Origin of the sequence: Streptomyces sp. NPDC005648 (assembly GCF_040605395.1) — a bacterium.
In the GTDB taxonomy this organism is placed as follows: Bacteria; Actinomycetota; Actinomycetes; order Streptomycetales; family Streptomycetaceae; genus Streptomyces.
Genome location: NZ_JBEXCS010000029.1, coordinates 60,421 through 85,411, shown reverse-complemented (window position 1 = coordinate 85,411; position 24,991 = coordinate 60,421). Strand labels below are relative to the sequence as shown.

The window sequence follows — 24,991 nt, the reverse complement described above, 5'->3', positions numbered from 1 at the left end:
CGGATTAAACACGCTTAACCCGTTGCTGAAACCACCGCTGTCGCGAGGTCGCCGTGCACGAACGCACCAGCCCCACCGAGCGCTACGCAAGAGGCTTCGCCGCCGCGCTGATCGCCGTGGCGACCCTGGTCCTGGCGGCGAACGCGGGACCGGCGAGAGCGGCGGCACCGGCCGAGCAGGCGACCCAGATCCAGCAGTCCCGGCCCGCCCGCTGACGAACCGCCCCGCGCCCGGGGCGATCAGCTCCCGCAGACCCTTCGGTACGGCACCTCGGGGACGTACGTCCTCCACTGCGCGCGGGTCAGCTCGCCGCCGCCCGTGTGGGCGCACACCGTGTCGATCGCCCGCGCCGGGTCGACGGTGTAGCGCTGGAGGGGGACGTGGTCGCTGCCCGCGTACACCGTCGTGCCGTCGGCGCTGAAGGCGAGGGTGTCCACCTGCTCGCCCGACGTCGTCAGCGGGTCGCCGAGCGGCTGGAGCGTGGCGATGTCCCACAGCTGGAGACTGCCCGCCTCGCCGCCCACGGCGAGCGTCCTGCCGTCGGGGCTGACGGCGAGTGCGCTGACCGCTTCGGAGGTGTCGCCGAACTCGGCGTCGCCGATGTCCTCGGGGAGGGCGGAGAAGACGTTGCGCAGGATGCCGACGCGCTGGCGCAGCCTCCCGTCCCACAGGGCGACCCGTCCCGTCTGGTCGCCGGCGGCGAACAGCGAGCCGTCCGGTGTGAAGGCGAGGGCGCCGATCTCGTCGCCCTGGACCAGGTCCCGGGGGGTGACCTCGCGGGGCAGGGTGACGACCCGGTTGTCACCGGCCAGGAGCCGGTTGTCGGGGGAGACGGCCAGATGGCTGCTGGAAAGGGCGGGGAGGACGGCCGTGCGGCGGTCGCGGGCCGTGTCCCAGACCTCGTCGCTCAGGGTGCCGGTCGCGCCCGCGGCGTTGCTGGAGAGGACGGCCCGGGTGGTGTAGAGGGTGCGGCCGCCGGGGCCCAGGGCGATCGCCATCGCGGCCCCCGTGGAGGACTTCGCCAGGTCCAGGGTCGCGCGGGTACGGCCGCCCGCCATGTCCCAGACCGCCAGCGGCTGGTGGTCGGCGAAGCTGCTGGGCGCCGAGACGCCGTAGGCCAGTGCCTTGCTGTCGGGGGAGAAGGCCATGAGCACGGAGGTGTCCGGCGCGCGCACCGGGAACGACGGGTCGTCGGAGACGGGCGGCCGGGGGGCCGGCAGGGTGCGCAGGAGGCGGCCCGTGGCCGGGTCGCTGAGGTCCACGCGGTAGTGGCCTCCGGTGCGCCGGGCCGTGGCGAGGGTGCGCCCGTCGGGGCTGAGCAGCACCTCGTCCATGGGGGTGTCCTGCCAGGCGGAGGTGACCGCCGACGAGACGTCCAGGGCGTGCACGGTGCCGCCCTCCAGATAGCGCAGCACGGGACGCGAGGCGTCCCAGAGCAGACCGCCGTAGAGGTGCTGGTTGTTGAGGTCGTGGCGGAAGACGGGGGCGGTGACGCCCGGCCGCCACAGTCTGATCTCCCGCGCGTCGGCGGTCGCCACGAACCTGCCGTCGTCGCTGAAGGAGAGGTAGGACAGGCCCGTGTCGGCGAGGTCGGCCACCTGTCGGCCGGAGCGGATGTCCCAGACGAGCGCACCGGTCGGGGTGAGCGCGGCGAGCTGCCGCCGGCCGAGGACCAGCAGGGAGCGCTCCAGGCCGCAGATGCCGGCCGTGTGCTGCCAGCGGCCGGGCAGGGTGCGGTGGGTGCGCAGGTCCCGTACCTGGAGGGCGCCTCCGCCGTCGGGGCAGGCCGCCACCACGGAGCCGTCGGGGCCGGCCGCCACCACGGCCGAGTCCTTGGCCCGGGTGGCGAACAGGGGGCGGTCGTCCGTGACCGAGCGGACCTCCACGTCGGGGGTGCCGGTGTCGCTCACGAGGTAGGTGCTGCCGGAGAACTCGGCCGAGGCCGTCGCCGGCAGCCGCGCGCCGCGCCAGTTCCCCGCGACCGTGTCCCACAGCCGTATCCCGTCCGGGGAGCGGACCGACAGCAGCCGTCCGTCGGGGCTGGCCGACTCCACGGTGCCACCGGTCGGCACGCGCCCGGTGCCGGTCCGCCGTCCGGTGGAGGTGTCCCAGGAGCGCCAGGTGCCGCCCTCGACGCTGAGCAGCGTACGGCCGTGGTGGGTGAGGAAGCGCGCGGTGCCCTCGTCCAGGGCCGGGTCGCTGAAGATGTCCCGCTCCTGCTGGCCGAGGGAGCCCAGCAGGGCGCCGCGGCTCTCCGGGAGGTGGGCCACCCGCCAGGCGGCGACGCCGAGGAGCTGGGCGGTGCGCGGATCGGTGGAGCGCAGTCCCTCGGCGACGGAGGCGATCCTGCGGGCCGCGTCCTCGGTGGTCCGGCGCCGGTTGTCGCGGCTCTGCGTCCAGGCGGTCAGGGTGGCGACCAGCGCCACCGCGAGGACCGCCGACAGGGCGCCGATCGCGGTCCGCGCCCGGCGCCGGGAGCGGGCGGCGACCCGGCGCTCGGCCTCGCGGGCCTGGAACGCGGCGACCAGGAAGGACCGTTCGGTCGCGGTCAGCGCGGGGTCCCGTTCGGGGTCGGGGAAGTGCTCCCCGGCGCGGTCGAGACGGGCACCCCGGTACAGGGCGCCCGGGTCGCGGTCGTGCTCGGTCCAGGTGCGGGCGTCCTCGGTCAGCGAGCGGTGCGCGCGCAGCCGTTCACGGTCCTGGTCGATCCAGCCCTGCAGCCGGGGCCAGCAGGTGATCAGCGCCTCGTGGGCGAGGTGGACGCCCTCCTCGTCGGCGGTCAGCAGCCGGGCACGGGCCAGGGCCTCCACCACGACCGGGACGTCCGGGTCGGCCCACTCGTCGAGTTCGGCGCGGGTGAGCGGGCGGCGGGTGTCGAGGGTGCCGCGGCCGGGCTCGATCATCCGAAGCAGCAGCTGCCGGGCGGCCCGCCGACGGGGCGGGGTCAGCTCCCCGTACACCTCCTCGGCGCTCGCGGCGATCGCGCCGCGCACCCCGCCGGCGGCCTCGTACGCGGCCAGCGTCAGCATGCGGCCCTTGCGTCGGCGCCAGGTCTCCAGGAGGGCGTGCGAGAGCATCGGCAGTCCGCCGGGCTGGTCGAGGACCTCCTCGACGATCCGGGCGGTCAGCTCCCGCTCGACCAGATGGCCGACGGCCTGCGCCGGTCTCACCACGGCCTCGCGCAGCTCCTCGGCGTTCATCGGGCCGACCAGCAGGCCCGCGCCGCGCAGCGCGTCGGCCAGGTCGCGGTGCTCGGCGCAGCGGGGGAAGAAGTCGGCGCGTACGGAGATCAGCACGCGCAGCCGGCTTTCGCGGGCGCGGGCGGTGAGCAGCAGGTCGAGGAAGCGGGCGCGCTCGGCGCGGTCCCGGCACAGGGTGAAGGCCTCCTCGAACTGGTCGACCACCACCCAGGCCTCCGGCCCGTCCGCGGCGGGCGCGAGCAGATGGCCGTAGGTCTGGGCGGGCTTGTCGCCGGGGGTGAGGACCCGCAGCACCGCGGGGCGGCCGCGGGCCGCGATCTCCTGCTGGAGGCGGGGGATCAGTCCGGCCCGCAGCAGGGAGGACTTGCCGCTGCCGGACGCGCCGAACAGGACCGCGAACCGGTGCTCGGAGACCAGGGCGCACAGGTCGTCGGCGAGCCGGTCGCGGCCGAAGAACAGCTCCCGGTCGGCGGGTTCGAAGCGGGCCAGGCCGCGGTACGGCGCCGGCACGTCCTCGTCCGGGCGGGCGGTGCCGGAGGCCTCGGCCTCCGCCTCCTTCCAGCGCGGCACCCACTCCTCGGGATCGGCCCCGCAGGCGCGCGCGTAACCCCGCACCACGGCGAGGGACGGCAAGCGCTCTCCCGCCGCCGCCTGCGAGAGCGTGGTCGCGGAGAACCCGGCGGCCTCGGCCATCTCGCGGTACGACGGCCCGCCGGCGTCCCTGCGCAGCTCGCGCAGCTGATGGGCGAGGCGCTGGACGGGCCCGGCCTCGGGGTCCAACGGTCGTTCGGGTCGGCCCACGGGTCGGCCACCTCCGGTACCACTGACGGCTTTCGTACGGCTTTCGTAGGTGTCGCAGGTGACGGCAACCTAACGTCCGGACAAACACCATGGAACCCGGTTATCCGGAATTGATGGCTGTGACAAAGAGGACACCCGGTTCTCACAGGTTTCCCATGGCTTGATCAGTTCGGCGAAATGCCGCTGTGAGTTTGTGGAAAAGCCTTTCTGCGGAACGTCCGAGCTGCCAGTCTTCGGGCGCCTGGATGTCATGTCCGGGTCGAGCCCTCCGTCGACTGGAGCCCCCCATGCCCCACCGTCTGGCCAGAGCCGCCGCCGTGGCGGGCAGCGCCGCCGTCCTCGCCGTCGGCCTCGCCGGCAGTGCCCACGCGGGCGTGCTGCAGAACCTGCCCGAGAACGCGACGACGTACGAGAAGAACTTCGAGCCGCTCTACGACTACGACACCGACGCCTGCTACCCGGCCGCCGCGATCGACCCGAGCGGCAACCTCAACGGCGGCCTCAAGCCGACCGGCGCGATCACCGGGAGCTGCCGCACCGGTCATCTGGACCACGCCAACACCTACTCGCGGACCAAGTGCAACAACGGCTGGTGCGGGACCATCTACGCCAGCTACTTCGAGAAGGACGAGGCCTCCCCCGGTATCGGCCACCGCCACGACTGGGAGTGCATCGTCGTCTGGGTCAAGCAGGGCGACTCCACCCCGTCGTACCTGTCCGCCTCCCAGCACGGCAACTTCGAGACCGAGGCCGTCGCCGACGTGCCGATGAGCGGCCAGCGCGTCCAGGTCGTCTACCACAAGGACGGTCTGAGCACCCATGACTTCCGGTTCGCCAAGTGGGGCGAGACCCCGGAGAACGACGACGGCGCCTGGCACCAGGAGAACCTGCTCACCTGGGAGAACCTGCCGTCCAACCTGCGCGACATCCTCAACGCCTCCGACTGGGGCGACGCGAACTTCCCCCTCCAGGACTCCAGGTTCGACGACCACCTGAACAAGGCGAAGCCGAGCGGGATCGCCTTCGACCCGTACGCCTGACCGGCCCGCCAGGGATTGATCGCCCTGGTGGAAGGGAGCTGTCGATCAACTCTCCCGTTGCGAGTCTCGTCTCGTCACGCCGCGTCGCCGGTGTGCGAACCGCACTTCGCAACGGGAGAGACCAAGCATGTTCCGAGCCTTCATCCCGCACTTCGACTACGACAGCGACTCCTGCTTCCCCTCCTCGGCGATCGGCCCGGACGGGACCGTCAACGGAGGTCTGCGTCCCAGCGGCTCGATGACCGGCGGCTGCCGGACCGGCCACCTCTTCGAGAAGGACCAGGGCGACCCGACGCCGGCTTCATGATCAAGAACGGCGCCTTCGAGTCCACCCTGAACCAGGCCAAGCCGGCCGGCATCCCCTTCGGGCCGTGGGGCGCCCGGGAGTAGGCCCGCCCCCGCACAGACGGCGGCCGTCGACGGTGACTATCCCCCTCCCGTCGGCGGCCGCCTTGCGTACGCTGCGGGAATGACCTCTGCCGCCGCGCGCACCGCCCTCGACCTCACCGCCGGCCTCCCGGTCCCCGACCTGGAGGACTTCTACCGCGACCTGCACCGCAACCCCGAGCTCTCGCTCCAGGAGCACCGCACGGCGGGACGGCTCGCCGAACGTCTGCGCAAGGCCGGCTACGAGACGGCCGAGGGCATCGGCGGCACCGGGGTCGCGGGCGTGCTCCGGCGCGGCGACGGCCCGACCGTCCTCCTGCGCGCCGACATGGACGCGCTGCCGGTACAGGAGGAGACCGGGCTGCCGTACGCCTCCGGGACCCCCGGGGTGATGCACGCCTGCGGACACGATCTGCACGTCACCTGGCTCGCGGGCGCCGCCGAGGCGCTGGCCGCCGGGCGGGACACCTGGCAGGGCACCCTGATCGTCGTGGGACAGCCCGCCGAGGAGACCGGGCAGGGCGCCGAGCGGATGGTCGCGGACGGGCTGTACGAGCGGTTCGGGCGGCCGGACGTGCTGCTCGGGCAGCACGCGGCACCCGGGCCGGTCGGCTTCTACGCCCACTCGCCGGGCCTGATCATGTCGGCCTCCACCGACATCGACATCGTCATACACGGCCGCGGTGGCCACGGCTCGCGGCCCGAGACCACCGTCGACCCGGTCGTCACCGCCGCCTACCTGGTCACCCGGCTGCAGACCGTCGTCTCCCGCGAGATCGCCGCCCGCGAGTCCGCCGTACTCACCGTCGGCCGCATCGAGGCCGGCAGCCGGCACAACATCATCCCGGCCGAGGCGCGTATCGCCCTCAATCTGCGCACCCAGTCCGACGAGGTGCGCGAGCGGATGCTGGCCGCGATCCGGCGCATCGCGGCCGGGGAGGCGCTCGCCGCCGGATGCCCGCGGGAGCCCGAGGTGAGCGTGGGCGCCACCTTCCCGGTGACCATGAACGACGCCGACACCGACCGCCGCATCGCCGCCGTGCACGAGGAGGTGCTCGGCGCGGGAACCGTGCTGGACTTCGGCCCGGTGATGGGCAGCGAGGACTTCCCGCGGCTGGCGCGGGGCGGGATCCCGTACTCCTACTGGTTCGTCACGACGACCTCGGCCGAGGTCTGGGACGCGGCCGACGGCGACGACCTGATGGCGAAGTTCCTGGCCGTGCCCAGCAACCACAGCCCGCACTTCGCCCCCGACCTCGCGACGGTCGTACCGGGCGTACGGACGCTGGTGTCGGGGGCGCTGGAGTATCTGGCGGCCTGAGAGGACCCGGGGGACCGGCGGGCCCAGGGGACTATGGGGCGTCCGGTCGGAGCAGTTCGGTGAGGGTGTGGGTGAAGGCCGCCTCCGAGCGGTCGGCGTGGGCGCGGATACGGGCCGCGACCGTGTCGGCGCCGCCGCCCTCGACCAGGTGGACGAGACGGTCGACGCGGCGCTCCTGGTACTCGGGGGTGCCGGGGACGGTCGAGAAAGAGAAGTCGCCCGCGTCGTACGCCATGTGGAACACGTGCTTCTTCACCTCGCTCAGCGTCAGATAGTCGTCGTCGGTCGTCGGGACCGGCTCGGGGGCGCCGACGCACACCACCGGGGTGCCCGCGCCCCAGGAGTTGACCATCAGGTGGTAGGTGTCCGTGATGACCAGCCGGTAGCGGGGCAGGACGCCGAGCAGATCGCCCAGGGTGTGCTCGCCGGGGCGGACCGGGACCGGTCCGGCCTGCGGCGGGAGGTCCCGGTCGAACCAGGGCAGCCACTCCAGCGGGGCGCCGAAGCGGTCGGACAGGGTGCGGCAGAAGCCCGGGAGCCAGGCGGGGATCTCGGTGCGGGAGCCCAGGAAGACACCGATCGCCCCCGGGGCCTCCTCGGACCACGCCGTCGTCGGCAGCTGGTCCAGGTCGCCGGGGCGGGAGAGCAGTGCCGCGTCCGAGCCCCAGTGCTCGGTGCCCGGTTCGCCGCGGAAGTGGGCGACCCGGGCCGCCGAGACCGGGTCGCGCATCCACATGCGGTGACTGCGGGTCACCAGACGCTGGAACAGCGGGCCGAACTCCTTGTCCTCGTAGTCGGACTGGGAGTTGTGCAGGATCGTGCCGCCGTAGCTGAGGGTGCGCGCGAGCACGTCGTCCGGCTGGTCGGCCAGGAGCAGCGTGCGGTTCAGGATCGCGCGGGCGCCCGCACGGTCGGCGGCGAAGCCGAAGTCGAGGAGACGGTTCGTCGCGTCCTGCGCCAGATAGTGGCGGGTGTGCAGGAAGTCCCCCCAGAAGACGACGGCGTCGTGGTCGCGGACCTCGTCGACATGGTCGATCAGGGACCGGAACCGGAACGGGAAGTCGGTGCCCCGCGCACACGGCCGCAGCTCCACGGTCTCCGGCGGGTGCAATGTGTACCAGGACGCGTCGATCCCCTCGCCCATCCTCCGCCGCAGCGACTCGAAGGCCAGGTCGACGGTCACCATTCCGGTGTTGCGGTATCCGATGTTCGGCGCGGTGATGACGGCAACGCGAGCCATGGGTGCCTTTCCGGTGGGGGGTGCGTCTGGGGGGGTGCGTCTGGGGGGGTGGGTCTGGGGGGAGTTGTCGGTTCGTTGTCAGCTCTGCGTCTGCAACTGCCGCAGCTGCCGCCGGACATGGTCCAGCGCGCCCCGGCGCCTGCCCGGCACCCTCGAGCGCAGATCGGCCAGCGCGGGCCCGGTCCGCCGGGCCTCCTCGACGTCCCGGATCTGCCCCCACTGGTGATGCGCCCGGTCCACCGCCGCCTCGACCTCCGGCGCGTCCACGGGCTGCCCCGCCGACAGCCGGGCCAACGCCACCAGCATCCAGGCCCGGCAACTGCGCACCGGGTCCCCGGCCAGCATGGCCAGATCCGCCCGGACTTCGGCCCAGTGCAACGCCTGTTCGGCGCCGGGTCCATGGATCTCCACGGCGGCGCGCTCGTGCTGGGCGGCCAGCGCGTCGGCGTCGGGGTGACGCCCCTCCTGAACGGCGGCCGAGATGACGGCGTGGGGATCGCTCCCCAGCGGGTCCGGCGCCTGCGGACGAGGCGGTCCGGGCCGGGACGGGGGTCTGGGGGCGGCGACGGGGGGAATCCCGGGCACGCTCAGCACGATGCCGACCGGCTCGTTGGCGATCCGCGCCAACGCCTGCTGGTGCAACTGCTCGACCGGCGGCCGCCATCCGCTCCGCAGGATCGTCGCGACCGTCTTCATGTACGTCGGCACGGCCACTCCCCGCCGCCCGCTCGGCGGCACGATCCGCCCGTAGACCGCGCTGGTGTACCCGGAGTCGAGGGGGTTCGCCCCCAGCCACTCCCAGGTCTCCGGGTCCGCGTGCAGATCGAGGAACAGGGTCGTCGAGCCGGGCGGACGCAGCCGCAGCTCCTCCTTGAACCAGGCCCAGGGAAACCCGGTGTAACGCACCGTCGCCGGTGTCGTGCGCGCCAGCGCCAGATGCGGCAGCCGCTGACGCCGGTCGAGTTGGAGCTGTCCGGCGACGAAGACGGTGAGCGGCCCGGGCGCCCCCGCGGCCGCGCGCAGCCGGGTCAGCACGGCCTGCGGCTCCAGCGGGTCGGCGAGTTCGACGACGTTCGCCGTCTCGGTGCCGGCCAGCACGGCGGGCGGCACCGCCGCGAGGACGGGAAGCACGGAGGCCGCGTCCACCAGGCACCCCTTGCCCGCCGGGGCGGCGGCGAGCAGCAGCACGGTTCCTGGCATCGGTCCCTCCCCATCCCCCGTCGATCACGTACCTCAGCACCGTAACGGCTGCCACTGCAAAGGTGTGCCTCAGGACGTCAATCGTCCGCTTCCCGACGGCCCGCCCGGCAGCCGCCGTACCGCGAAGACCGTCGTGTCGTCGGCGAGCCTGCCGCCGCAGTGGCGCAGGGTGCGGTCGCGTACGAGGTCGACCAGGCGGCGGGGTTCGGCGGTGCGGGGGTCGGTGGCGAGCGCGTGGGCGACGTCGTCGGCGAGGGGGTAGAACGCGCCGGTGCCGTCGCGGGCCTCGGTGACACCGTCGGTGGTGAGCAGAAGGGTCTCGCCGGGGGCCAGGGCGAACCGGCGGGCCGACGGCGGGCCGTCACCGGTGAGTTCGCCGAGGCCGAGCGGGAGGCCGTCGCCGGGCGGCAGTTGCCGTACACCGTCGGGGGCGACGATGAGCGGGGGGTCGTGGCCGAAGAGGACGACGTCGACCGCGGCCGGGGCGTCGTCGGGAAAGCCGAGCAGGGCGGCCGTGGCGAAGCGGTCGCCGTCCTCGCGGCCGAGGGCGGCGGTGTGACCGCGGTGGCGGAGCATACGGATCTCCAGGCGCTCGGCGATCGTGGTGAGCTCCGCCTCGTGGTAGCCGGCCTCCCGGAACGTGCCGAGCAGGGCCGCGGCCGCCTCCACCGCGCCGAGGCCCTTGCCCTGGACGTCGCCGACGAGGACGCGGGTGCCGTGCGGGCCCGGCTGGATGTCGTAGAAGTCGCCGCCCACCCGGGCCTCGACGTCGGAGGCGAGATAGACGGCCGCGTGTTCGAGACCGCCCCAGCCCGTGGGGAGGGGGCGCAGCACGGTGCGGCGGGTGGTCTCGGCGACGTCCCGCATGTGCAGCGTTCTGCGCTCGCCGCGGACGCGGACCGCGCAGGCGAGGACGGCGAGCGTGCCGCCCACCACGACGAGGATGAAGTCGGGGAGGCCGGTCTGGTACTGGTGCGGCCAGGCGTGGTCGGCGAGGACGTAGGTGATGACGGAGAGGACGGCGAAGGCGGCGGTGCCGCAGACGCCGCAGATGGCCGCGGCGATACCGGGGACCAGGACGATCCAGGAGATGATCCGGAAGCGGCCGGTCGTGTTGAAGTCGACCAGGGTGATGGTGGCGAGGAGGAGGAGCGGGGGAATCCAGGCGACGCTTCTTCCCCGTACCCGCAGCAGTTGTGCCCGGTCCGGGATGCCGATCGGCGTCGTTGCGAGTCTGCCGCGCCCCCTCAGGGCGTTCATACGGGCCAGCGAAACACGGCACCCTGTCCCTCCGCATCCCGACGGAAAGTCCCTCCGCGTCCCGACGCGAAGTCCCTCCGCGCCCCGACGGGAATCGGGGGCCCCGTCGACTTGCCACGGACCCTCCCCAGGTGTGCTCTGGAGAGCAGGGGCGGTGTGAGAGGAGTGGTCCCATGGCTCAAGCGGCTCCCGCGCATGGTGGCGGGATGATGGGGAAGGTCCGGGAGAACCGGGCGGCGCGGCCCACCCGGACACCCGATCTGTTCGACGAGCGGGTCCATCTGGTCGGGCGGTACGGCATTCCCGTGGTCCTCGGACTCGTCTACGGCTTCTGGGCGGCCGCCAACCGCCGCGGCGGCGGGGAGATCACCGGCTGGAACATCCTGTTCGGCTTTGTCACCGCGGCCGTGTTCATCGTGCTGTGCATCGCGGTCGCGACCTTCGCCCCGCTGCTGAAGCGGGAGCTGCACTCGCTGGTGAAGTCGGGCTTCGCGGGCGCCTCGGTCGGCTTCCTCTACAGCCAGACCGGCGAGTCGGTGCTGCGGTCGGTGGCGCTGGGCGTGGCCGTGACGGCGGGTGTCTTCCTGGTCTTCTTCTACCGCTACTACACGCGCGAGGACGCTGCGGGAAAGCGCGTCCGCTAGCGGGCGGCGCGCACGGGTGGGCCCCGGCCGATCCGGCCGGGGCCCACCCGTTCCCTCACCTTCCGTCGGTCACCACACGGGCTGCCAGGACCAGGAGCTCGCCGAGGTCCCGGTCGCGCTCCAGCTCCACGAGCCCGAGATGCTGAAGGAGACGGAACCGGAGACGGCCCAGGAGCCGTCGCTCCAGCTCGGATCGTTCCAGTCGGCGTTGGTCCAGTTGCCGTCCCGCCACTGCGGACAGGGGTCCGCGCAGGTCGGCACCCACTGGCCGCCGGTGTCCACGAACTCGGCGCTCACCCAGCCCTGGGCGCCGACGAGCCAGTACCAGTACGGATTGCCGTCGACGCTCTGTCCCCGGACCTTGCACTGGACACGGTCCTGACTGCCGGGTGAGAGCTGGTCCACGACGGCCGAGTTGACGGTGGGTCCCGCCCGTACGTTCAGCGCGGTGCGGGAGACGATGGTGCCCCAGATCGGACTGCCGGATCCGCCACCATGACCGTCGGCGTACGCCGGCGCGGTGGTCGGGATGGCGGCCGCCGCCGTGGTGCCCGCCGCGGCGGCGACGAGCGTGCCACCGGTGAGCAGGGCGGCGGCCAGGGTCCGCAGGGCCGGAGTGGTGCGCATGATCGGCCTCCTTCTCCCCAGCACCATGAGACACCCGTTCGGGTGAAGCCTCCACCGGAGGGCCGTATCCCCAGTTCAGCCCTCGTTCGGACGCGTTTTCCCGCCCGGATGGGCCCATATGCGGTCCTCCCGCTCGCGCCGCGCGCTTCCGGCGCCTTGCCTGGAGGGGTGCGTACCCGCCTCAGGAGCGGCCTGTCGGCCGCTCTCATCGCCCTCGCCTGTCTGCTCGCGCCGTGCGGCGCGCTCGCGGCCTGGGCGGCGTACGACCTCGCCGACACCGGCAGCTATGTCGCCACGATGGCGCCGCTGGCCGCCGACCCGGCGGTGCAGGGCGTGGTCGCGGACACCGTCGGCGCCCAGGTCATGGACGAGGTCGAGGCCCGCGCCGACGCCCGTCCGATGCGCGCCCTGCCCTCGGTGGTCCGCCCCTACGTGCATGACGCGGTCCGCTCCTTCACCCGCACGGAGGCCTTCCGTGCCGCCTGGGACGCCGCCAACCGCGTCTTCCACGATGCCGTGTTGCACGCCCTGCGCGACGACAGGGAGCACGAGGTGACCGTGGACCTCGCTCCGGTCACCGCCCAGGTCAAGCGTCAGCTGACCGATCAGCACATGCCGTTGGCGGGCCGCATCCCGGTCCAGCACACGGCGGTCAACGTTCTCCCGGCCCAGGAACTGGACCGCCTCCGGAAGGGGTTCCACGTGCTGGAAGTAGCCGGTTTCTGGCTGCCGTCGGCCTCGGTCGTCTTCGCCCTCGCCGGTATCGCGGTCGCCGCCCGCCGCCGTCGCGCCCTCACCGCGACGGGCCTGGGCACGGCCCTCGGCGGCGGTCTGCTCGCGCTGGCCGTCGCCATCGGCCGCCGTCTCACCCTCGCCGATCTGCCCGAACCGGCCCGCCGGCCGGCCGCGGGCGCCATCTACGACGCCCTCACCGAGACCCTGCGCGAGGCCTCCTGGCTGCTGGTCGCGCTGGGGCTGGCGGTGGCGCTGACGGCCTGGTTGAGCGGCTATCTGACAGCACGTCAACAGCAGCTGAAAGCCTGTGAGTTGCCTCTGGATTCCCAGCTTATTGACCTGGGCATGACGAGAGCGTCATCCGCTGATTCCTCAGGGGTCACCCGGTCCACTCCGGGCCCCAGCAGCATCGGATGACGATCGCCGCCGGTACGGGACCGGCGGTTCGCGTGATTCGAGGAGTTCACCCACAATGATCCGTCTCACCCCCCGTCGCGGCGCCGCCGCGGCCGCCGCCGGTGTCGTCCTGTCGCTCGCCGCCGCCCTGCCCGCGCAGGCCGCCGACTCGACCGTCACCGAGGCCCAGTGGTTGTCCGACGTGGCCGCGGTCACCGGCCCCGCACAGACCTACATCGACTCCCGCGCCGCCACCAAGGCCTCCGGCGTCAAGCTCGCGATCGTGCTGGACATCGACAACACCGCACTGGCCAGCCACTTCGAGGGCGGCTACCCGACCCCGGCCACCGCCCCGGTCCTCGCCCTCGCCCAGGACGCCCACGCCAAGGGCGTGAGCGTCTTCTTCGTCACCGCCCGCACCGACATCATCAACTTGGAGACACAGTCCAACCTGCAGACGGTCGGCTACACCGTGGACGGCCTCTACGCCCGCTCCCTCGGCGACCTGATCACCCTGTCCGTCGCGGACTTCAAGACCGCGCAGCGCAAGGCAATCGAGGCGAAGGGCTACGACATCGTCGCCAACATCGGCAACAACACCACGGACCTGTCCGGCGGTTACGCCGACACGACCTACAAGCTCCCCGACTACGACGGCCTGCTGGACTGACTCCCGGCCAGCGCGGCCAGCGTCCGCAGCGCCCGCTCCAGCTCGGGCGGCGCCGCGGACGCGAGTCCGAGCCGCACCGCGTCCGGGGTGCGACGCCCACCCACGGCGAAGGCGCCGCCGGGTGTGACGGCGATCCCCTGCGCGGCCGCGGCGACCGTGAAGGTGTCGGCGCGCCACGGCGCCGGCAGCTCCCACCAGGCGAAGTAGGCGTGCGGATCGGCCCGTACGCGAAAACCGCGCAGACACTCCTCGACCAGCCGCTGCCGCCGCGCCGCGTCCGCCCGCTTGGCCGCCACCAGCCGCCCCACGGTCCCGTCCTCGACCCACCGCACCCCGGCCTCCAGCGCGAACCGCCCCGCACTCCACCCCCCGGAGCGCACCGCGCCCGCCACCGCCTCCACCCGCCGCTCCGGTACGACGAGAAAGCCGACGGTGAGCCCGGGCGCGACCCGCTTGGAGAGCCCGTCGACGACATGGGTGAGGTGGGGGAGGAGCGCGGCGAGGGGATCAGGGGCGGGCCGGCCGAGAAAGGACCAGATGCGGTCCTCGACGACGGGCAGCGCCAACTCCCCGACCACCTCGGCCAGTTGTGCCAGCCGGTGCTCCCCCATGATGGCCGAGGTCGGGTTGTGCAGGGCCGGCTGCACGTACAGCGCGGACAGCCGCCCGCCGGCGACAGCCTCCGGCCGGACCCCCTCCGCGTCGGTCTCCAGCGGCACCAGCACGATTCCGAGCCGCGCCGCGATCTCCTTGACCAGCGGATACGTCAGCGCCTCCACCCCGACCCGGCCGCCGGGCCGGACCAGTGACGCCAGAGCCGCGGCGATGGCCTGGCGGGCGTTGCCGGTGAAGAGGAGCCGCTCCGGTGAGGGCCGCCAGCCCGGGGTGGCGAGGAGTCCGGCCACCGCCTCACGGGCCGCGGCGGTGCCGTCGGCCGGGGCGGGGCGCAGCGCGTCGGTGAGGACGTCGGGACGCAGCAGCGGGGCGAGGGCCGGCGCGAGCAGCTCCGACTGGCCGGGCGCGGAAGGGTAGTTGAGCTCCAGGTTCACGGGGCCGGTGGTCGCCGCCTCGACGAGGGAACGCCCGAGGGGGACCGCCGCCGCGGCCCGTACGAAGGTCCCCCGTCCGACCTCCCCCACCACCAGCCCGCGCCGCACGAGTTCGCCGTACGCCCGCTCGGCCGTCGAGGCGGCGATCCCGTGCCGTCGCGCGAACTTCCGCTGCGGGGGCAGCCGTTCACCCGGCCGCAGCCGCCCGGAGGCGATGTCGGCGGCTATTCGGTCGGCGATACGGCGGTACGCGTCCATGTATCAATTCCCCCTGGTTTTCCGGCTCTTGCCATTGCACCGAAGGAAAAGATCTTATTGCACCGAGAAGTCGGGCCGCCCTAGGGTCCCCCTCATGGCAGTCCCTCTCGTACTGGTCCACGGCCATCCCTTCGACCACACCATGTGGAACCCGCAGATCGAGGCCTTCTCCCCCACCCGCCGGGTGATCGCCCCCGATCTGCGCGGCTACGGCGTCCCACCGCGGTACCCGCCCGTCGGGTCCTTCGAACAGTTCGCGCAGGACGTCGTGGCGGAGCTGGACGGTCTCGGGGTGGAGGGCTTCGTCCTGGCCGGGCTCTCCATGGGCGGCCAGATCGCTATGGACTGCTACCGGCAGTTCCCCGACCGGGTCCGGGGCCTGGTCCTCGCCGACACCTTCCCGGCCGCCGAGACCCCGCAGGGCGCGCGCCCGCCACGCCCTGGCGGACCGCCTGCTGCGGGAGGGCATGCGCGGGTACGCCGACGAGGTCCTGGAGAAGATGGTCGCCCCCTGGGCCGACGCCCCGGTCAAGGCCCATGTCCACCGGATGATGACCTCCACCTCACCCGAGGGCGCGGCGGCGGCCCTGCGCGCCCGGGCGGCCCGCCCCGACTACCGCGACCTGCTGACAAGGGTGGCGGTGCCGGCGCTGGTGGTCGTGGGGGCCGAGGACACGTACACACCGGTACCGGACGCGGAGGCGATGCGGGCCGCGCTGCCCGGGTCGACGCTCTGTGTCGTCGAGGGGGCGGCCCATATGCCGAACCTGGAGAAGCCGGGGGAGTTCAACGAGGTGCTGGGGCGGTTCCTGGCGGGAATCGACGCGCGCCCGTAATCTCCTGATGTGTGACTCACCCAGCCCGCCCGGCGTTCGAGGACGAGGTCCCTTCGGGCCCGACGCGGGGGTCCGGGGGCGGCAGCACCCGGCGAGGCCCGGATCCGCGCCGGGGTCCCTTTCGGCGGCTCGGCGCCTGGTGCGCGGGGCTGCTGCTGGCCGGCCTCAGCGTGCTCGCCGGCTGCCGCGCGGCCGACACCGACGCCCTCACCCCCGTCCCCCAGCTCCTCGCCTTCCTGCCCTGGCTACTGGCCCCCGCGGCGCTGGCCCTGCTCCTCGCCCTCCTGGCCCGCTGGCGCCCCGGCATCCTCTGGTCGCTCCTGGTGCTCGCCGTCCTGGCCTGGTTCATCGAGCCGTACGGGAAGACCGGCGAACCCGGCGGCCCCGCGCTCGCCGAGGTCAGAGTCCTCACCTCGAACGTCGAGTTCGGGCGCGGCACGCACGCCCTCGTCCCCCGGATCCGCGCGCACCAGCCCGACATCGTGTTCGTGGAGGAGTGCGAGTACACCTGCCAGGCGACCCTGCGCCGGGACGTCGGCGCCGACTACCCGTACCGCCAGGCCGTCGTCGCGGGCGGCTCCTCGGGGTCGGTCGTCCTCAGCCGTTTCCCGCTCCGGGGCCTGGACCCGGTGCCCGGCGAGATGGGCATGCCCGCGGCCGTGGCCGACGTGCACGGCCACCCCGTACGGCTCCAGCTCGCGCACCCGATGCCCCCGCTGCCCGGCCAGGTCGGCGTCTGGCGCCGTGAACTGGGCCGGCTGCGCGACGCCGCACGGGCCGTCACCCGCACCACCACCCCGCTGATCCTGGCCGGCGACTTCAACGCCTCCCAGGACCACGCGGCCTTCCGCCGCGTCCTGGACACCGGGTTGCGTGACTCCGCCCGTCTGGCCGGGCACGACCGCACCCCCAGCTGGCCGGCCCGCACCACCCCCTACTTCGGCGCCCAGATCGACCACGTCCTGGTGTCGGAGGACTTCTCGGCGGACAGCGCCCGCTTCCTCCGTCTGGCGGACACCGACCACCGGGCGCTGCTCGTGGACCTCACGCTCCACCAGCGGGGATGAGCCGGACGGGGTTGCCCATAATGGGCCCATGTCCCGCGAGTTCCCCATCGGCCTCACTCCTCCCGACTGGCTGGTGAGGAACCTCCGACCGCAGCAGACACCACCCGTCAACCGGGCCGCGGTGGCCCGGGCCGCCGTCGCCATGACCCTCCCCCTCGTCATCGGCCTCGCGGTCGGCAAACCCGCCTACGGCGCCCTCGCCTCCATGGGCGCCCTCTCCGGTGTGATCGGCGACACCGCCGACGCGTACCGGATGCGGATCCTGAACATCGCGATCCCCCAGCTCTTCGGCGCCGTCGGGGTGACCCTGGGCTCGCTGGTGTACGGACAGGGATGGATCGCCGTCGCCACCGTCACGGCCGTCGCGCTGGTCTCCGGGATGATCTCGACGATCGGGGCGGTGGCCTCCGTGTCGGGGCTGCTCCTGCTGCTCAACTCCGTGGTGGGCGCCGGGCTTCCGATGCCGGGCGAGTGGTGGCTGGCGCCAGTCCTGATGTCCGGCGGCGGGCTCCTCGTCCTGCTGCTCGCGCTGCTCGCCTGGCCGCTGCGGGGCGGGGTGCCGGAGCGGGCGGCGGTCGCGGACACCTACCGGAAGGCGGCCGACCTCCTCGCCGCCTGCGCCCGGGAGGAGTACGACACCGCGCGCCACGCCGTCACCCAGTCCCTGAACCAGTCGTACGACCTGGTCCTCGCCCGGCGCGCCCGCCACCACGGCCGCAGCGGCGAACTCACCCGGCTGCTGGCCCAGTTGAACGCCATCACCCCGGTGATGGAGGCCGCCCCCGCCGCCCAGCTGAGCGGTGTCCCGATGCCCGCCGAAGTCCCCGAGGCCGTACGCCATCTCGCGCAGGCCGTCGAGACCGGCTACACCGGCCCGATAGGGCTGCGGCTTCCCGTGCCGACCACCGAGACCGCCCGCGCCGTCGACCACGCCCTGCGCCACGCGGCCGCGGTGGTCACCGCGCCGGACGTGGACCCACGCGGTATCGACGACCGCCTCGGCCGCCCGGCCGCCCTCTCCATCCGTACCGCCCGGGCGGCCCGCAATGTGGTCCTCTCCGCCAACTCCTGGCGCTACGGCCTGCGGCTGGCCCTGTGCATCGGGCTGGCCCAGGCGCTGGTGTCGATGGTGCCGGTGCCGCGCTCCTACTGGGTGGCGCTGACCATCACCTTCGTCATGAAGCCGGACTTCGGCTCGGTCTTCTCCCGGGCGCTGCTGCGGGCGCTGGGGACGGTCGCGGGGCTGGTGATCGCGGCGGCGGTGCTCTCGGCGGTACCGCGCGGCTGGTGGGACGTACCGGTGATGCTGGTGCTCGCGCCGCTGATCCCGGCGTTCACCCCGCGCGGCTACGGCTACCAGACGGCCGCCATCACGCCCGTGATCCTGCTCCTGTCCGACATCCTCAACCACCAGGGCACGGCCCTGCTCCTGCCCCGGCTGGTGGACTCCCTGATCGGCTGCGGAATCGCGCTGGTCGCCGGCTATCTGCTCTGGCCGGAGAGCTGGCACACCCGGGTCGGCGACCGCCTCGCAGACGCCGTCGCCGACACCGCCCGCTATGTCGAGTCCGCCTTCGGCGACGGTACCGAACCGTCCGCCCGCGCCCGGATGCGCCGCCGCCTCTACCGCGATCTGTCCGTCATCCGTACGGAGTTCCAGCGCGCCCTGACCGAGCCGCCGCCCACCGGACGCCGGGCCGCCGCGTGGCTGCCGCTGGTGGTGGCGGTGGAGCGCATCGTGGACGCGACGACGGCGGCGCGGGTGCGGGTGCGGCACGGGGCGGCGGAGCCCTCCACGGCCGAGATCGGCCATGTCGCCTTCCAGCTGCGGGAGTTGGCCGAGGGCCTGAGGGACACGGAGGTCCTGTACCCGGTCCGCACCGACCTCACGGGACCCGCGGGCAGTGTGCTGGAGCCGTTGCGCCAGGAGGTGGCGGCGGCCCGGGCGATCGCCTCGCCCCACTGATCCGCCGCCCCCGAGGAGTTCCGACGGTCGGCCTCCTACTCTGAGCCGGCCACATTTCGAGTCACACGTGGTGACTGAGCACCTGGGCCGGCCTCACGGCGCGGACTGCGCATCCGACGGAGGTGCGGAGCGCTGGTTGGATCCCCAGACGCAGCCCTGCATCACCGCCTCGGTGACCTCGCCCTTGAAACCCGCCGCCGGCCTCAGCCGGTCCTTGCACCAGCGAGAGACGTCGTCCGCCATGCCGGATCCCGGGTTCTCCCCTCGCTGGACGAGAGCGGCTGCGAAGTCGTAGCCGCGCTTGTACTGGGCGTCCGCGATCGAGCCGGGCTCGTACGGGTTCCCGTAGACGATGCGGGGCGACGGTCCGGAGGCGCCGCCTCGGCCGATGAGCGGGGCGATCACCAGCACAGCGGGCATGCCGATCAGGACCGCGGCGAACAGCAGGCCCATCTTCGCGGACGTCTTTTTCCCCACCGCGTACGAGAGCATCGCCAGCGGAATGGCCAGAACGAACGCCAGGAACGGAATGATCACAGCGCCACCTGCCACAGGACAGGCCCCCCTTTTTTCGCGCCTTCTCGCGGCTCGGCGGCGTCATGCTACGTCTCGCGATCGGGACGCGGAGCCGCGGGGGTGCGTGGTCGGAAGGAGAGTGGGCCGGGCAGACCAACCCTCCCCAAGATCGCCATCCGGGGCCGCTAACCTTACGTGTCCGCCCTGGCCAGGGATTGACGGCCTTCAACTCACGCGAAGGATTGCGCACATGGGCATTCTCACTCTCCTGCGGAACGCATTCGGCAGGTCACGCAAGGGGCGTGCCACCGAAGCAGAGGGTGCGGACCGAACCTCTTCGCGGACCTCGGAACCGACCGTCCCCGCACCGTCCACCGAGCCTCAGCCGACGGCATCCGCGCAGGTCCCGGAGCCGCGAGCGGCCACTTCCGAGTCCACCAAGAACGAGCACGAGCTGGTCTCGGCCGCGTTCAACAACGTGACGGTACCGAGGCCGACGGAGCCGGGGGACACGGCTGCGCCGGAGGCGGTCGAGCCGACGGTGACGGATACGGCGGAGCCGGTCACCGAGGAGCCGAAGACCGAGCCGGAGGCGGTGGCCGAGGAGCCGGAGACGGTCACCGAGACCGCGCCGGTGGTGGAGGAGCCGGCGCCGGCTGCGGAGGCCGAGGCCGAGGCGGTCGAGGAACCGGAGACCGAGGCGGACCCGGCGACCCCGCAGGCCGCGGAGACCGAGACCGAGACCGCCGTCGAGACCACTCCCCAGCCCGAGGCCGCGCAGCCGGTCGCGCAAGCCTCCCCGGAGCCGGAGCCGGTGGCCGAGGCGGACACCGAGGCTGTGGCCGAGGAGCCGACGCCCGAGCCGGAGGCGGCCGAAGAGCCCGTCGCCGAGCCCGTGACGGCCGAGGAGCCCCCCGCTCCCGAAGAGACCACGCAGCCGGAGCCCGAGGCCGGCACAGAGACCGCCCCTGAGGCGGCGGTCGTAACGGATTCCGAGCCGGAGCCCGAGCCGGTTGCCGCCCCGGAGCCCGAGCCCGAGGCAGTCGTAGAACCGGAGCCGGAGCCGCAGCCCGAACCTGTTGCCGCTGCCGCGGAGGCGTCGGCACCCGCGGCCGACGACGAAAGCAGCACGGGTGGGGCGGGTGGGAACACGGACGGCGAAGGCGAAGACGAGGCCGTCCTGCCGGAACCGCTCGCGCCCGCCGCCGAAAGTGCCGAGCCCGCGGGGCCCGCCGCCACCGCCCTCGCCAAAGCCAACCTCGCCGGCACCCGTGCCAAGACCTACCTCGTCCTCGACCGCTCCGCGAGCATGCGGCCGTACTACAAGGACGGTTCGGCCCAGGCCCTGGCCGACCAGACCCTCGCCCTCGCCGAGCACCTCGACCCCGGCGGCGCCGAGAACGCCTCCGTGCACGTCGTCTTCTTCTCCACCGAACTCGACGGCACCACCGACCTCACCCCGGCCTCCTCCGACACCGCGATCGACGACGCGCACGCCGGCCTCGGCCGGATGGGCCGTACCAGCTACCACGCCGCCGTGGAAGCCGTACTCGCGCACTACGACAAGAACGTGGCCGCCGACAACCCCGGCACCCCCGCCCTCGTCGTCTTCCAGACCGACGGCGCCCCGGACGCCAAGACCCCCGCCACCCAGGCCCTCACGGACGCCGCGAAGACCCACCCCTCCGTCTTCTTCTCCTTCGTCGCGTTCGGCGACCACGACAACAAGGCCTTCGACTACCTCCGCAAGCTGAAGACCGACAACACGGCGTTCTTCCACGCGGGCCCGACCCCGAAGGAGCTCACGGACGCCGAGCTCTACGACGGCGTACTGATCGACTGGCGCCCGTAGTACCCGCAGGTACCCGCATCACCCACCCCGCGGCCGCCCCTTCCCACCCTTCAGAACGGGAAGCGGGCGGCCCACCCATGTCCGCTACCATTTCAAGGTTCGCAAAACAAGACGACCCGACCTGGGAGCAGCCCCCGATGGCTCGACACCTCATCACCAGCGCCCTTCCGTACATCAACGGAATCAAGCACCTGGGCAACATGGTGGGGTCCATGCTCCCGGCGGACGTGTACTCCCGCTACCTCCGCCAGCGCGGCCACGAGGTCCTCTACATCTGCGCGACGGACGAGCACGGCACCCCCGCCGAACTGGCGGCGAAGGAGCAGGGCCTGCCCGTGGCGGAGTTCTGCGCGCAGGCGCACGACGCGCAGAAGGCGGTCTACGACGGCTTCGCGCTCGCCTTCGACTACTTCGGCCGGAGTTCCTCCCAGCAGAACGTCGAGATCACCCAGCACTTCGCCCGCCGCCTCAACGAGAACGGCTTCATCGAGGAGCGGGCGATCCGCCAGGTGTACTCCCCCACCGACGGCCGCTTCCTCCCGGACCGCTATGTGGAGGGCACCTGCCCCCACTGCGGCTACGACAAGGCCCGCGGCGACCAGTGCGAGAACTGCACCCGCGTCCTGGACCCGACCGACCTGATCAACCCCCGCTCGGCGATCTCCGGCTCCACCGACCTGGAGGTCCGTGAGACCAAGCACCTCTTCCTGCTCCAGTCCAAGCTGCAGCACGAGGTCGAGGAGTGGGTCTCCCGCCACGAGGAGGACTGGCCGCAGCTGGCCTCCTCCATCGCCCGCAAGTGGCTGACCGAGGGCCTGCACGACCGTGCGATCACCCGCGACCTGGACTGGGGCGTCCCGGTCCCGGCCGACACCTGGCCGGAGCTGGCGGCGGAGGGCAAGGTCTTCTACGTCTGGTTCGACGCCCCGATCGAGTACATCGGCGCGACCAAGGAGTGGTCGGACCTGGACCCGGAGAACCGGGACTGGAAGTCCTGGTGGTACGAGGTCGACGACAGCGTCCGCTACACCGAGTTCATGGCGAAGGACAACGTCCCCTTCCACACCGTGATGTTCCCGGCGACCGAGCTGGGTGTGCGCGAGCCGTGGAAGAAGGTCGACTACGTCAAGGCCTTCAACTGGCTGACGTACTACGGCGGGAAGTTCTCCACCTCCCAGAAGCGGGGCGTCTTCACCGACCAGGCCCTGGAGATCCTCCCCGCCGACTACTGGCGGTACTTCCTGATCGCCAACGCCCCGGAGTCGGACGACTCGTCCTTCACCTGGGAGCACTTCACCGCGACGGTGAACAAGGACCTGGCCGACACCCTCGGCAACTTCGTCAACCGTGTCCTGTCCTTCTCGAAGAAGCGGTTCGGGGACGAGGTCCCGGCGGGCAGCGCCCCCGGCGAGGCCGAGACCAAGCTGGGTGAGCAGATCGCCGAGCTGCTGGCCGAGTACGAGGGCCACATGGAATCCCTCCAGTTCCGCAAGGCGGCCGCCGCCCTGCGCGCCCTGTGGTCCGCGGGCAACTCCTACCTGGAGGAGAAGGCCCCCTGGCTGGAGATCAAGACCGACAAGGACGGCGCGGCCCTCACCCTGCGTACGGCGATGAACCTGATCCACCTCTACTCGGTGGTCTCGGAGCCCTTCATCCCGACGACTTCGGCCGCCATGCGCCAGGCCTTCGCCCTGGAGAACGACTCGGCCACCTGGGTGTCCGCCGAAGAGGCCCGCGCCCTCGCCGCCGTCCCGGCCGGCACCCCCTTCACCGTCCCGCCGGTCCTGTTCGCCAAGCTCACGGACGAGGACCTGGAGACGTACAAGGAGCGCTTCGGCGGCTCTCCGGAGCAGTGACACGCGTAGGAACCGTGAGAGACGGGGCTCGGAAAGCCGAACAGGCTTCCGAGCCCCGTATATTTCGGCCATGGCAGTGCCCGAAGTCGTCCCGATCGCCTACGAGCCCCGGAGCCGGACCGAGTCCATCGGCCGGTACGCCGAAGGGCAGTTCCTGGCGTCGATCACCTATGCCTTCCCCGAGGGTTTCCGCCTCGACCACGGCTGGGAAGAGCACAAACGTCTCTACACCGTCCTGCACACCTTCGACTTCGAGGGCAACTACCTCGAGTCGGAGATCTGGTGTGCCGGCACCTGGGCCGAGCAGCTGAGCGATCCGGACGGTGAGGGATCGGTCCTGCAGCGCGCCCGTGTCCATCTGGCCAAGCTCCTGCGCAGTCTGCCCCGCCGCTCCTACACGGACATCGCGATACGGCCGTTCCGGGTGACGGTCGAGAATGTGGTGTTCGGGCTGGTGACCGGCGAGGACGAGGAGGGGGCCTGGGCCGAGCTCTATCCGGACCGCCTCTTCTTCGGTCCACCGTGGGACGGCTCGTACGACACCTGAGCCCCACGCTCCTCGTCCTCACCGGCGTTCCGTGGGCTCCGGGTCGGACCGGGCCGCCGGAGAAGGCCCTAGGAGAGCACTCCCGCGCCGGTCGTCTTCGCCAGCTCGGCCGGGAGGTTCCTCGCGGACGTCTCAAGGCCCGCCTTGAGCGTCGGAGTCCAGTTCACCGTCGTCTTGATCTTCTTCGACGAGGACGCGTTGTAGGCGGCGACGAGGTTGGTCACCGTGCCGTTGACCAGGTTGCCGCTGCCCGCGATCGAGCCCGTGCCGTCGCCGCTGAACAGCTTGGAGACCTTCTGGGACGCGGAGGTCTTCCAGAAGTTGTCCTGCGCGACAACCTGGGCCCCCGCACGGGAGTTGATGCTGTACTGCAGGTCGTAGCCGTTGAGCGCCGTGACGTCGTAGAAGTTGTTGTAGACGTGGATCTGGCCGAGGCGGGCCAGCGGCGCGCGCTGCACGATGCCCTTCCACACGTTGTGGTGGATGGAGACGCGCAGCTTGCCGGTGCTGTCGCTGTCGCTGCTGCCGATCAGCATGGTCTTGTCGTGGTTGGTGAACCGGTTGCGCTCGACGGTGACCAGGTCCGAGCCCTTGGTGATGTCGAGTTCGCCGTCGTGGATCTGGTACTGGCGCCCGTAGTACGTCGGGTCGGCGGTGTCGAGGCCCGGCGCGTCGGTGAACGTGTTGTGGTCGGCCCAGACATGGGTCGCCCCGCGCAGGGTGACCGCGTCGTACTGGGAGTTCCAGTTGCCCTTGTCGCCGTCGGTCGGGTCCCACTGCGGGAAGCAGTCCTGGGTCGCGGAGAAGGTCAGATTGCGGACGATGACGTTGTCGACCTTCTGGATCTGCAGCATGCCCCCGGTGATCCCGGCCTTGGTGCCGGGCACGCCCACGATGCTGGTGTTGGCCGGCACCTTGAAGACGACGTTCTTCGCCTGCTTGGTCTGCGCGGCGGCCCGCGCCTTCTCCTGGGTGCCGGAGGGCAGCTTGGAGCGGCCGTAGGTGGAGGGGTTGAACGCCTTGAGGTACGACGCGAGCGAGTAGCCGGTGCCGGACGCGTAGTCGGCGCAGGTCAGCTTCTTGCCGCTGTTGTCGGTGTTGGCGTCGATGGTGCCCTTGATCTTGATGATCCGGGGGGTGGTGGCGGTCACCGAGCCCAGGGCCTTCACCAGCTGGGCCCGCGTCGAGACGGTGAAGGTGTGCGCGGCGTCGGCCTTCGCCCCACCCGTCGTCCCCGAACCGGAGGAGGCCCAGCCGTCCTTCGCGGCGAGCGTCTGGTGGTACAGGTCGACGGTCCCGGCACTGGCGTTCATCACGACGACACCGGCGCCGACACCGGCCGCCACCACGGCGGCGGAGACGGCGAGCGTGCGCCGCCTGCGGAGGGACCGGCGGTGGGAAGCAGAGGCCACGGGGGATTCCTTACGAACGGTGGTGGGACATGTGGGACATGTGCGGTTCATGGAGCACCGATGGAGGCGCTCATGTCCTCAAGTAGCCACCGGGACAAGGGAGGTTGCCGA

20 protein-coding genes and 1 pseudogene are annotated in these 24,991 nt (G+C 72.3%); 13 read left to right on the top strand and 8 right to left on the bottom strand.

Translation table 11 applies throughout. The features are described from left to right. Positions 1-53 precede the first annotated feature (53 nt). On the top strand, positions 54-215 hold the full coding sequence (locus tag ABZT17_RS19005; RefSeq protein WP_356350314.1) for a hypothetical protein: 162 nt from the start codon (positions 54-56) through the stop codon (positions 213-215). Positions 216-239: 24 nt separating this feature from the next. Here the strand turns inward: ABZT17_RS19005 and ABZT17_RS19000 are convergent, their stop codons facing one another. After that, positions 240-4,001 carry a helix-turn-helix domain-containing protein gene (locus ABZT17_RS19000; RefSeq protein WP_356350312.1) on the bottom strand — a complete coding sequence of 1,254 codons (3,762 nt, stop codon included), beginning with the start codon at positions 3,999-4,001 and terminating at the stop codon, positions 240-242. 287 nt (positions 4,002-4,288) lie between these two features. On the opposite strand from ABZT17_RS19000, the gene ABZT17_RS18995 reads away from it, so the two are divergent. The 3 genes from ABZT17_RS18995 to ABZT17_RS18985 all read left to right on the top strand — a co-directional run bounded on the left by ABZT17_RS18995 (position 4,289) and on the right by ABZT17_RS18985 (position 6,749). Then, positions 4,289-5,041, top strand: a complete 753-nt coding sequence (locus ABZT17_RS18995; protein ID WP_356350310.1) for an NPP1 family protein — start codon at positions 4,289-4,291, stop codon at positions 5,039-5,041. Between the two features lie 127 nt (positions 5,042-5,168). Next, positions 5,169-5,348, top strand: a complete 180-nt coding sequence (locus ABZT17_RS18990; RefSeq protein ID WP_356350308.1) for an NPP1 family protein — start codon at positions 5,169-5,171, stop codon at positions 5,346-5,348. A 162-nt stretch (positions 5,349-5,510) separates the two neighbouring features. Then, complete coding sequence (locus tag ABZT17_RS18985; protein ID WP_356350306.1) at positions 5,511-6,749, top strand: amidohydrolase; 1,239 nt, start codon at positions 5,511-5,513, stop codon at positions 6,747-6,749. Positions 6,750-6,780: 31 nt separating this feature from the next. On the opposite strand, the gene ABZT17_RS18980 is transcribed toward ABZT17_RS18985, so the two are convergent. The 3 genes from ABZT17_RS18980 to ABZT17_RS18970 form a co-directional block, all read right to left on the bottom strand. Next, on the bottom strand, positions 6,781-7,989 hold the full coding sequence (locus ABZT17_RS18980) for a hypothetical protein (RefSeq protein WP_356350304.1): 1,209 nt from the start codon (positions 7,987-7,989) through the stop codon (positions 6,781-6,783). A 78-nt stretch (positions 7,990-8,067) separates the two neighbouring features. Then, positions 8,068-9,189 carry a hypothetical protein gene (locus ABZT17_RS18975; protein WP_356350302.1) on the bottom strand — a complete coding sequence of 374 codons (1,122 nt, stop codon included), beginning with the start codon at positions 9,187-9,189 and terminating at the stop codon, positions 8,068-8,070. A 69-nt stretch (positions 9,190-9,258) separates the two neighbouring features. Beyond that, entirely contained in the window at positions 9,259-10,449 is a 1,191-nt protein-coding gene (locus ABZT17_RS18970) for a PP2C family protein-serine/threonine phosphatase (protein ID WP_356350299.1), read from the bottom strand. Between the two features lie 173 nt (positions 10,450-10,622). Here ABZT17_RS18970 and ABZT17_RS18965 point away from each other — a divergent pair, with 173 nt between their 5' ends. Next, complete coding sequence (locus ABZT17_RS18965; RefSeq protein WP_356350296.1) at positions 10,623-11,093, top strand: hypothetical protein; 471 nt, start codon at positions 10,623-10,625, stop codon at positions 11,091-11,093. Positions 11,094-11,162: 69 nt separating this feature from the next. Here the strand turns inward: ABZT17_RS18965 and ABZT17_RS18960 are convergent, their stop codons facing one another. After that, the gene (locus ABZT17_RS18960) at positions 11,163-11,720 is read right to left on the bottom strand and encodes an SH3 domain-containing protein (protein WP_356350293.1); all 558 of its coding nucleotides are present in this window, start codon (positions 11,718-11,720) and stop codon (positions 11,163-11,165) included. Between the two features lie 168 nt (positions 11,721-11,888). Here ABZT17_RS18960 and ABZT17_RS18955 point away from each other — a divergent pair, with 168 nt between their 5' ends. Together ABZT17_RS18955 and ABZT17_RS18950 are read left to right on the top strand one after the other, a co-directional pair. Continuing rightward, positions 11,889-12,872 carry a hypothetical protein gene (locus tag ABZT17_RS18955; RefSeq protein WP_356350291.1) on the top strand — a complete coding sequence of 328 codons (984 nt, stop codon included), beginning with the start codon at positions 11,889-11,891 and terminating at the stop codon, positions 12,870-12,872. Between the two features lie 55 nt (positions 12,873-12,927). Continuing rightward, complete coding sequence (locus tag ABZT17_RS18950) at positions 12,928-13,521, top strand: HAD family acid phosphatase (protein WP_356350288.1); 594 nt, start codon at positions 12,928-12,930, stop codon at positions 13,519-13,521. Here the strand turns inward: ABZT17_RS18950 and ABZT17_RS18945 are convergent. Then, entirely contained in the window at positions 13,500-14,828 is a 1,329-nt protein-coding gene (locus tag ABZT17_RS18945) for a PLP-dependent aminotransferase family protein (RefSeq protein WP_356350286.1), read from the bottom strand. The two genes, ABZT17_RS18950 and ABZT17_RS18945, sit on opposite strands and share 22 nt — an antisense overlap. 94 nt (positions 14,829-14,922) lie before the next feature. Between ABZT17_RS18945 and ABZT17_RS18940 the strand changes: the two are divergent. From ABZT17_RS18940 to ABZT17_RS18930, 3 genes and pseudogenes are all read left to right on the top strand, one after another. After that, positions 14,923-15,664, top strand: a pseudogene (locus tag ABZT17_RS18940) (alpha/beta hydrolase). 149 nt (positions 15,665-15,813) lie between these two features. Then, a complete protein-coding gene (locus ABZT17_RS18935) occupies positions 15,814-16,731 on the top strand; it encodes an endonuclease/exonuclease/phosphatase family protein (RefSeq protein WP_356350336.1) in 918 nt (305 codons plus the stop codon). Between the two features lie 28 nt (positions 16,732-16,759). Beyond that, positions 16,760-18,697: an FUSC family protein gene (locus ABZT17_RS18930; protein WP_356350283.1), complete on the top strand. Its 1,938-nt coding sequence runs from the start codon at positions 16,760-16,762 to the stop codon at positions 18,695-18,697. A 93-nt stretch (positions 18,698-18,790) separates the two neighbouring features. Here ABZT17_RS18930 and ABZT17_RS18925 read toward each other — a convergent pair whose 3' ends face one another. After that, positions 18,791-19,234 carry a hypothetical protein gene (locus ABZT17_RS18925; RefSeq protein ID WP_356350280.1) on the bottom strand — a complete coding sequence of 148 codons (444 nt, stop codon included), beginning with the start codon at positions 19,232-19,234 and terminating at the stop codon, positions 18,791-18,793. Between the two features lie 229 nt (positions 19,235-19,463). Between ABZT17_RS18925 and ABZT17_RS18920 the strand changes: the two genes are divergently transcribed. The 3 genes from ABZT17_RS18920 (at position 19,464) to ABZT17_RS18910 (ending at position 23,468) form a co-directional block, all read left to right on the top strand. Next, a complete protein-coding gene (locus tag ABZT17_RS18920) occupies positions 19,464-21,065 on the top strand; it encodes a VWA domain-containing protein (RefSeq protein WP_356350277.1) in 1,602 nt (533 codons plus the stop codon). Positions 21,066-21,202: 137 nt separating this feature from the next. Then, a complete protein-coding gene (gene metG, locus ABZT17_RS18915; protein WP_356350274.1) occupies positions 21,203-22,921 on the top strand; it encodes a methionine--tRNA ligase in 1,719 nt (572 codons plus the stop codon). Between the two features lie 70 nt (positions 22,922-22,991). Then, on the top strand, positions 22,992-23,468 hold the full coding sequence (locus ABZT17_RS18910; RefSeq protein WP_356350271.1) for a hypothetical protein: 477 nt from the start codon (positions 22,992-22,994) through the stop codon (positions 23,466-23,468). A 68-nt stretch (positions 23,469-23,536) separates the two neighbouring features. Here ABZT17_RS18910 and ABZT17_RS18905 read toward each other — a convergent pair whose 3' ends face one another. After that, positions 23,537-24,880 carry a polysaccharide lyase family 1 protein gene (locus tag ABZT17_RS18905; RefSeq protein ID WP_356350268.1) on the bottom strand — a complete coding sequence of 448 codons (1,344 nt, stop codon included), beginning with the start codon at positions 24,878-24,880 and terminating at the stop codon, positions 23,537-23,539. Positions 24,881-24,991: the final 111 nt, after the last annotated feature.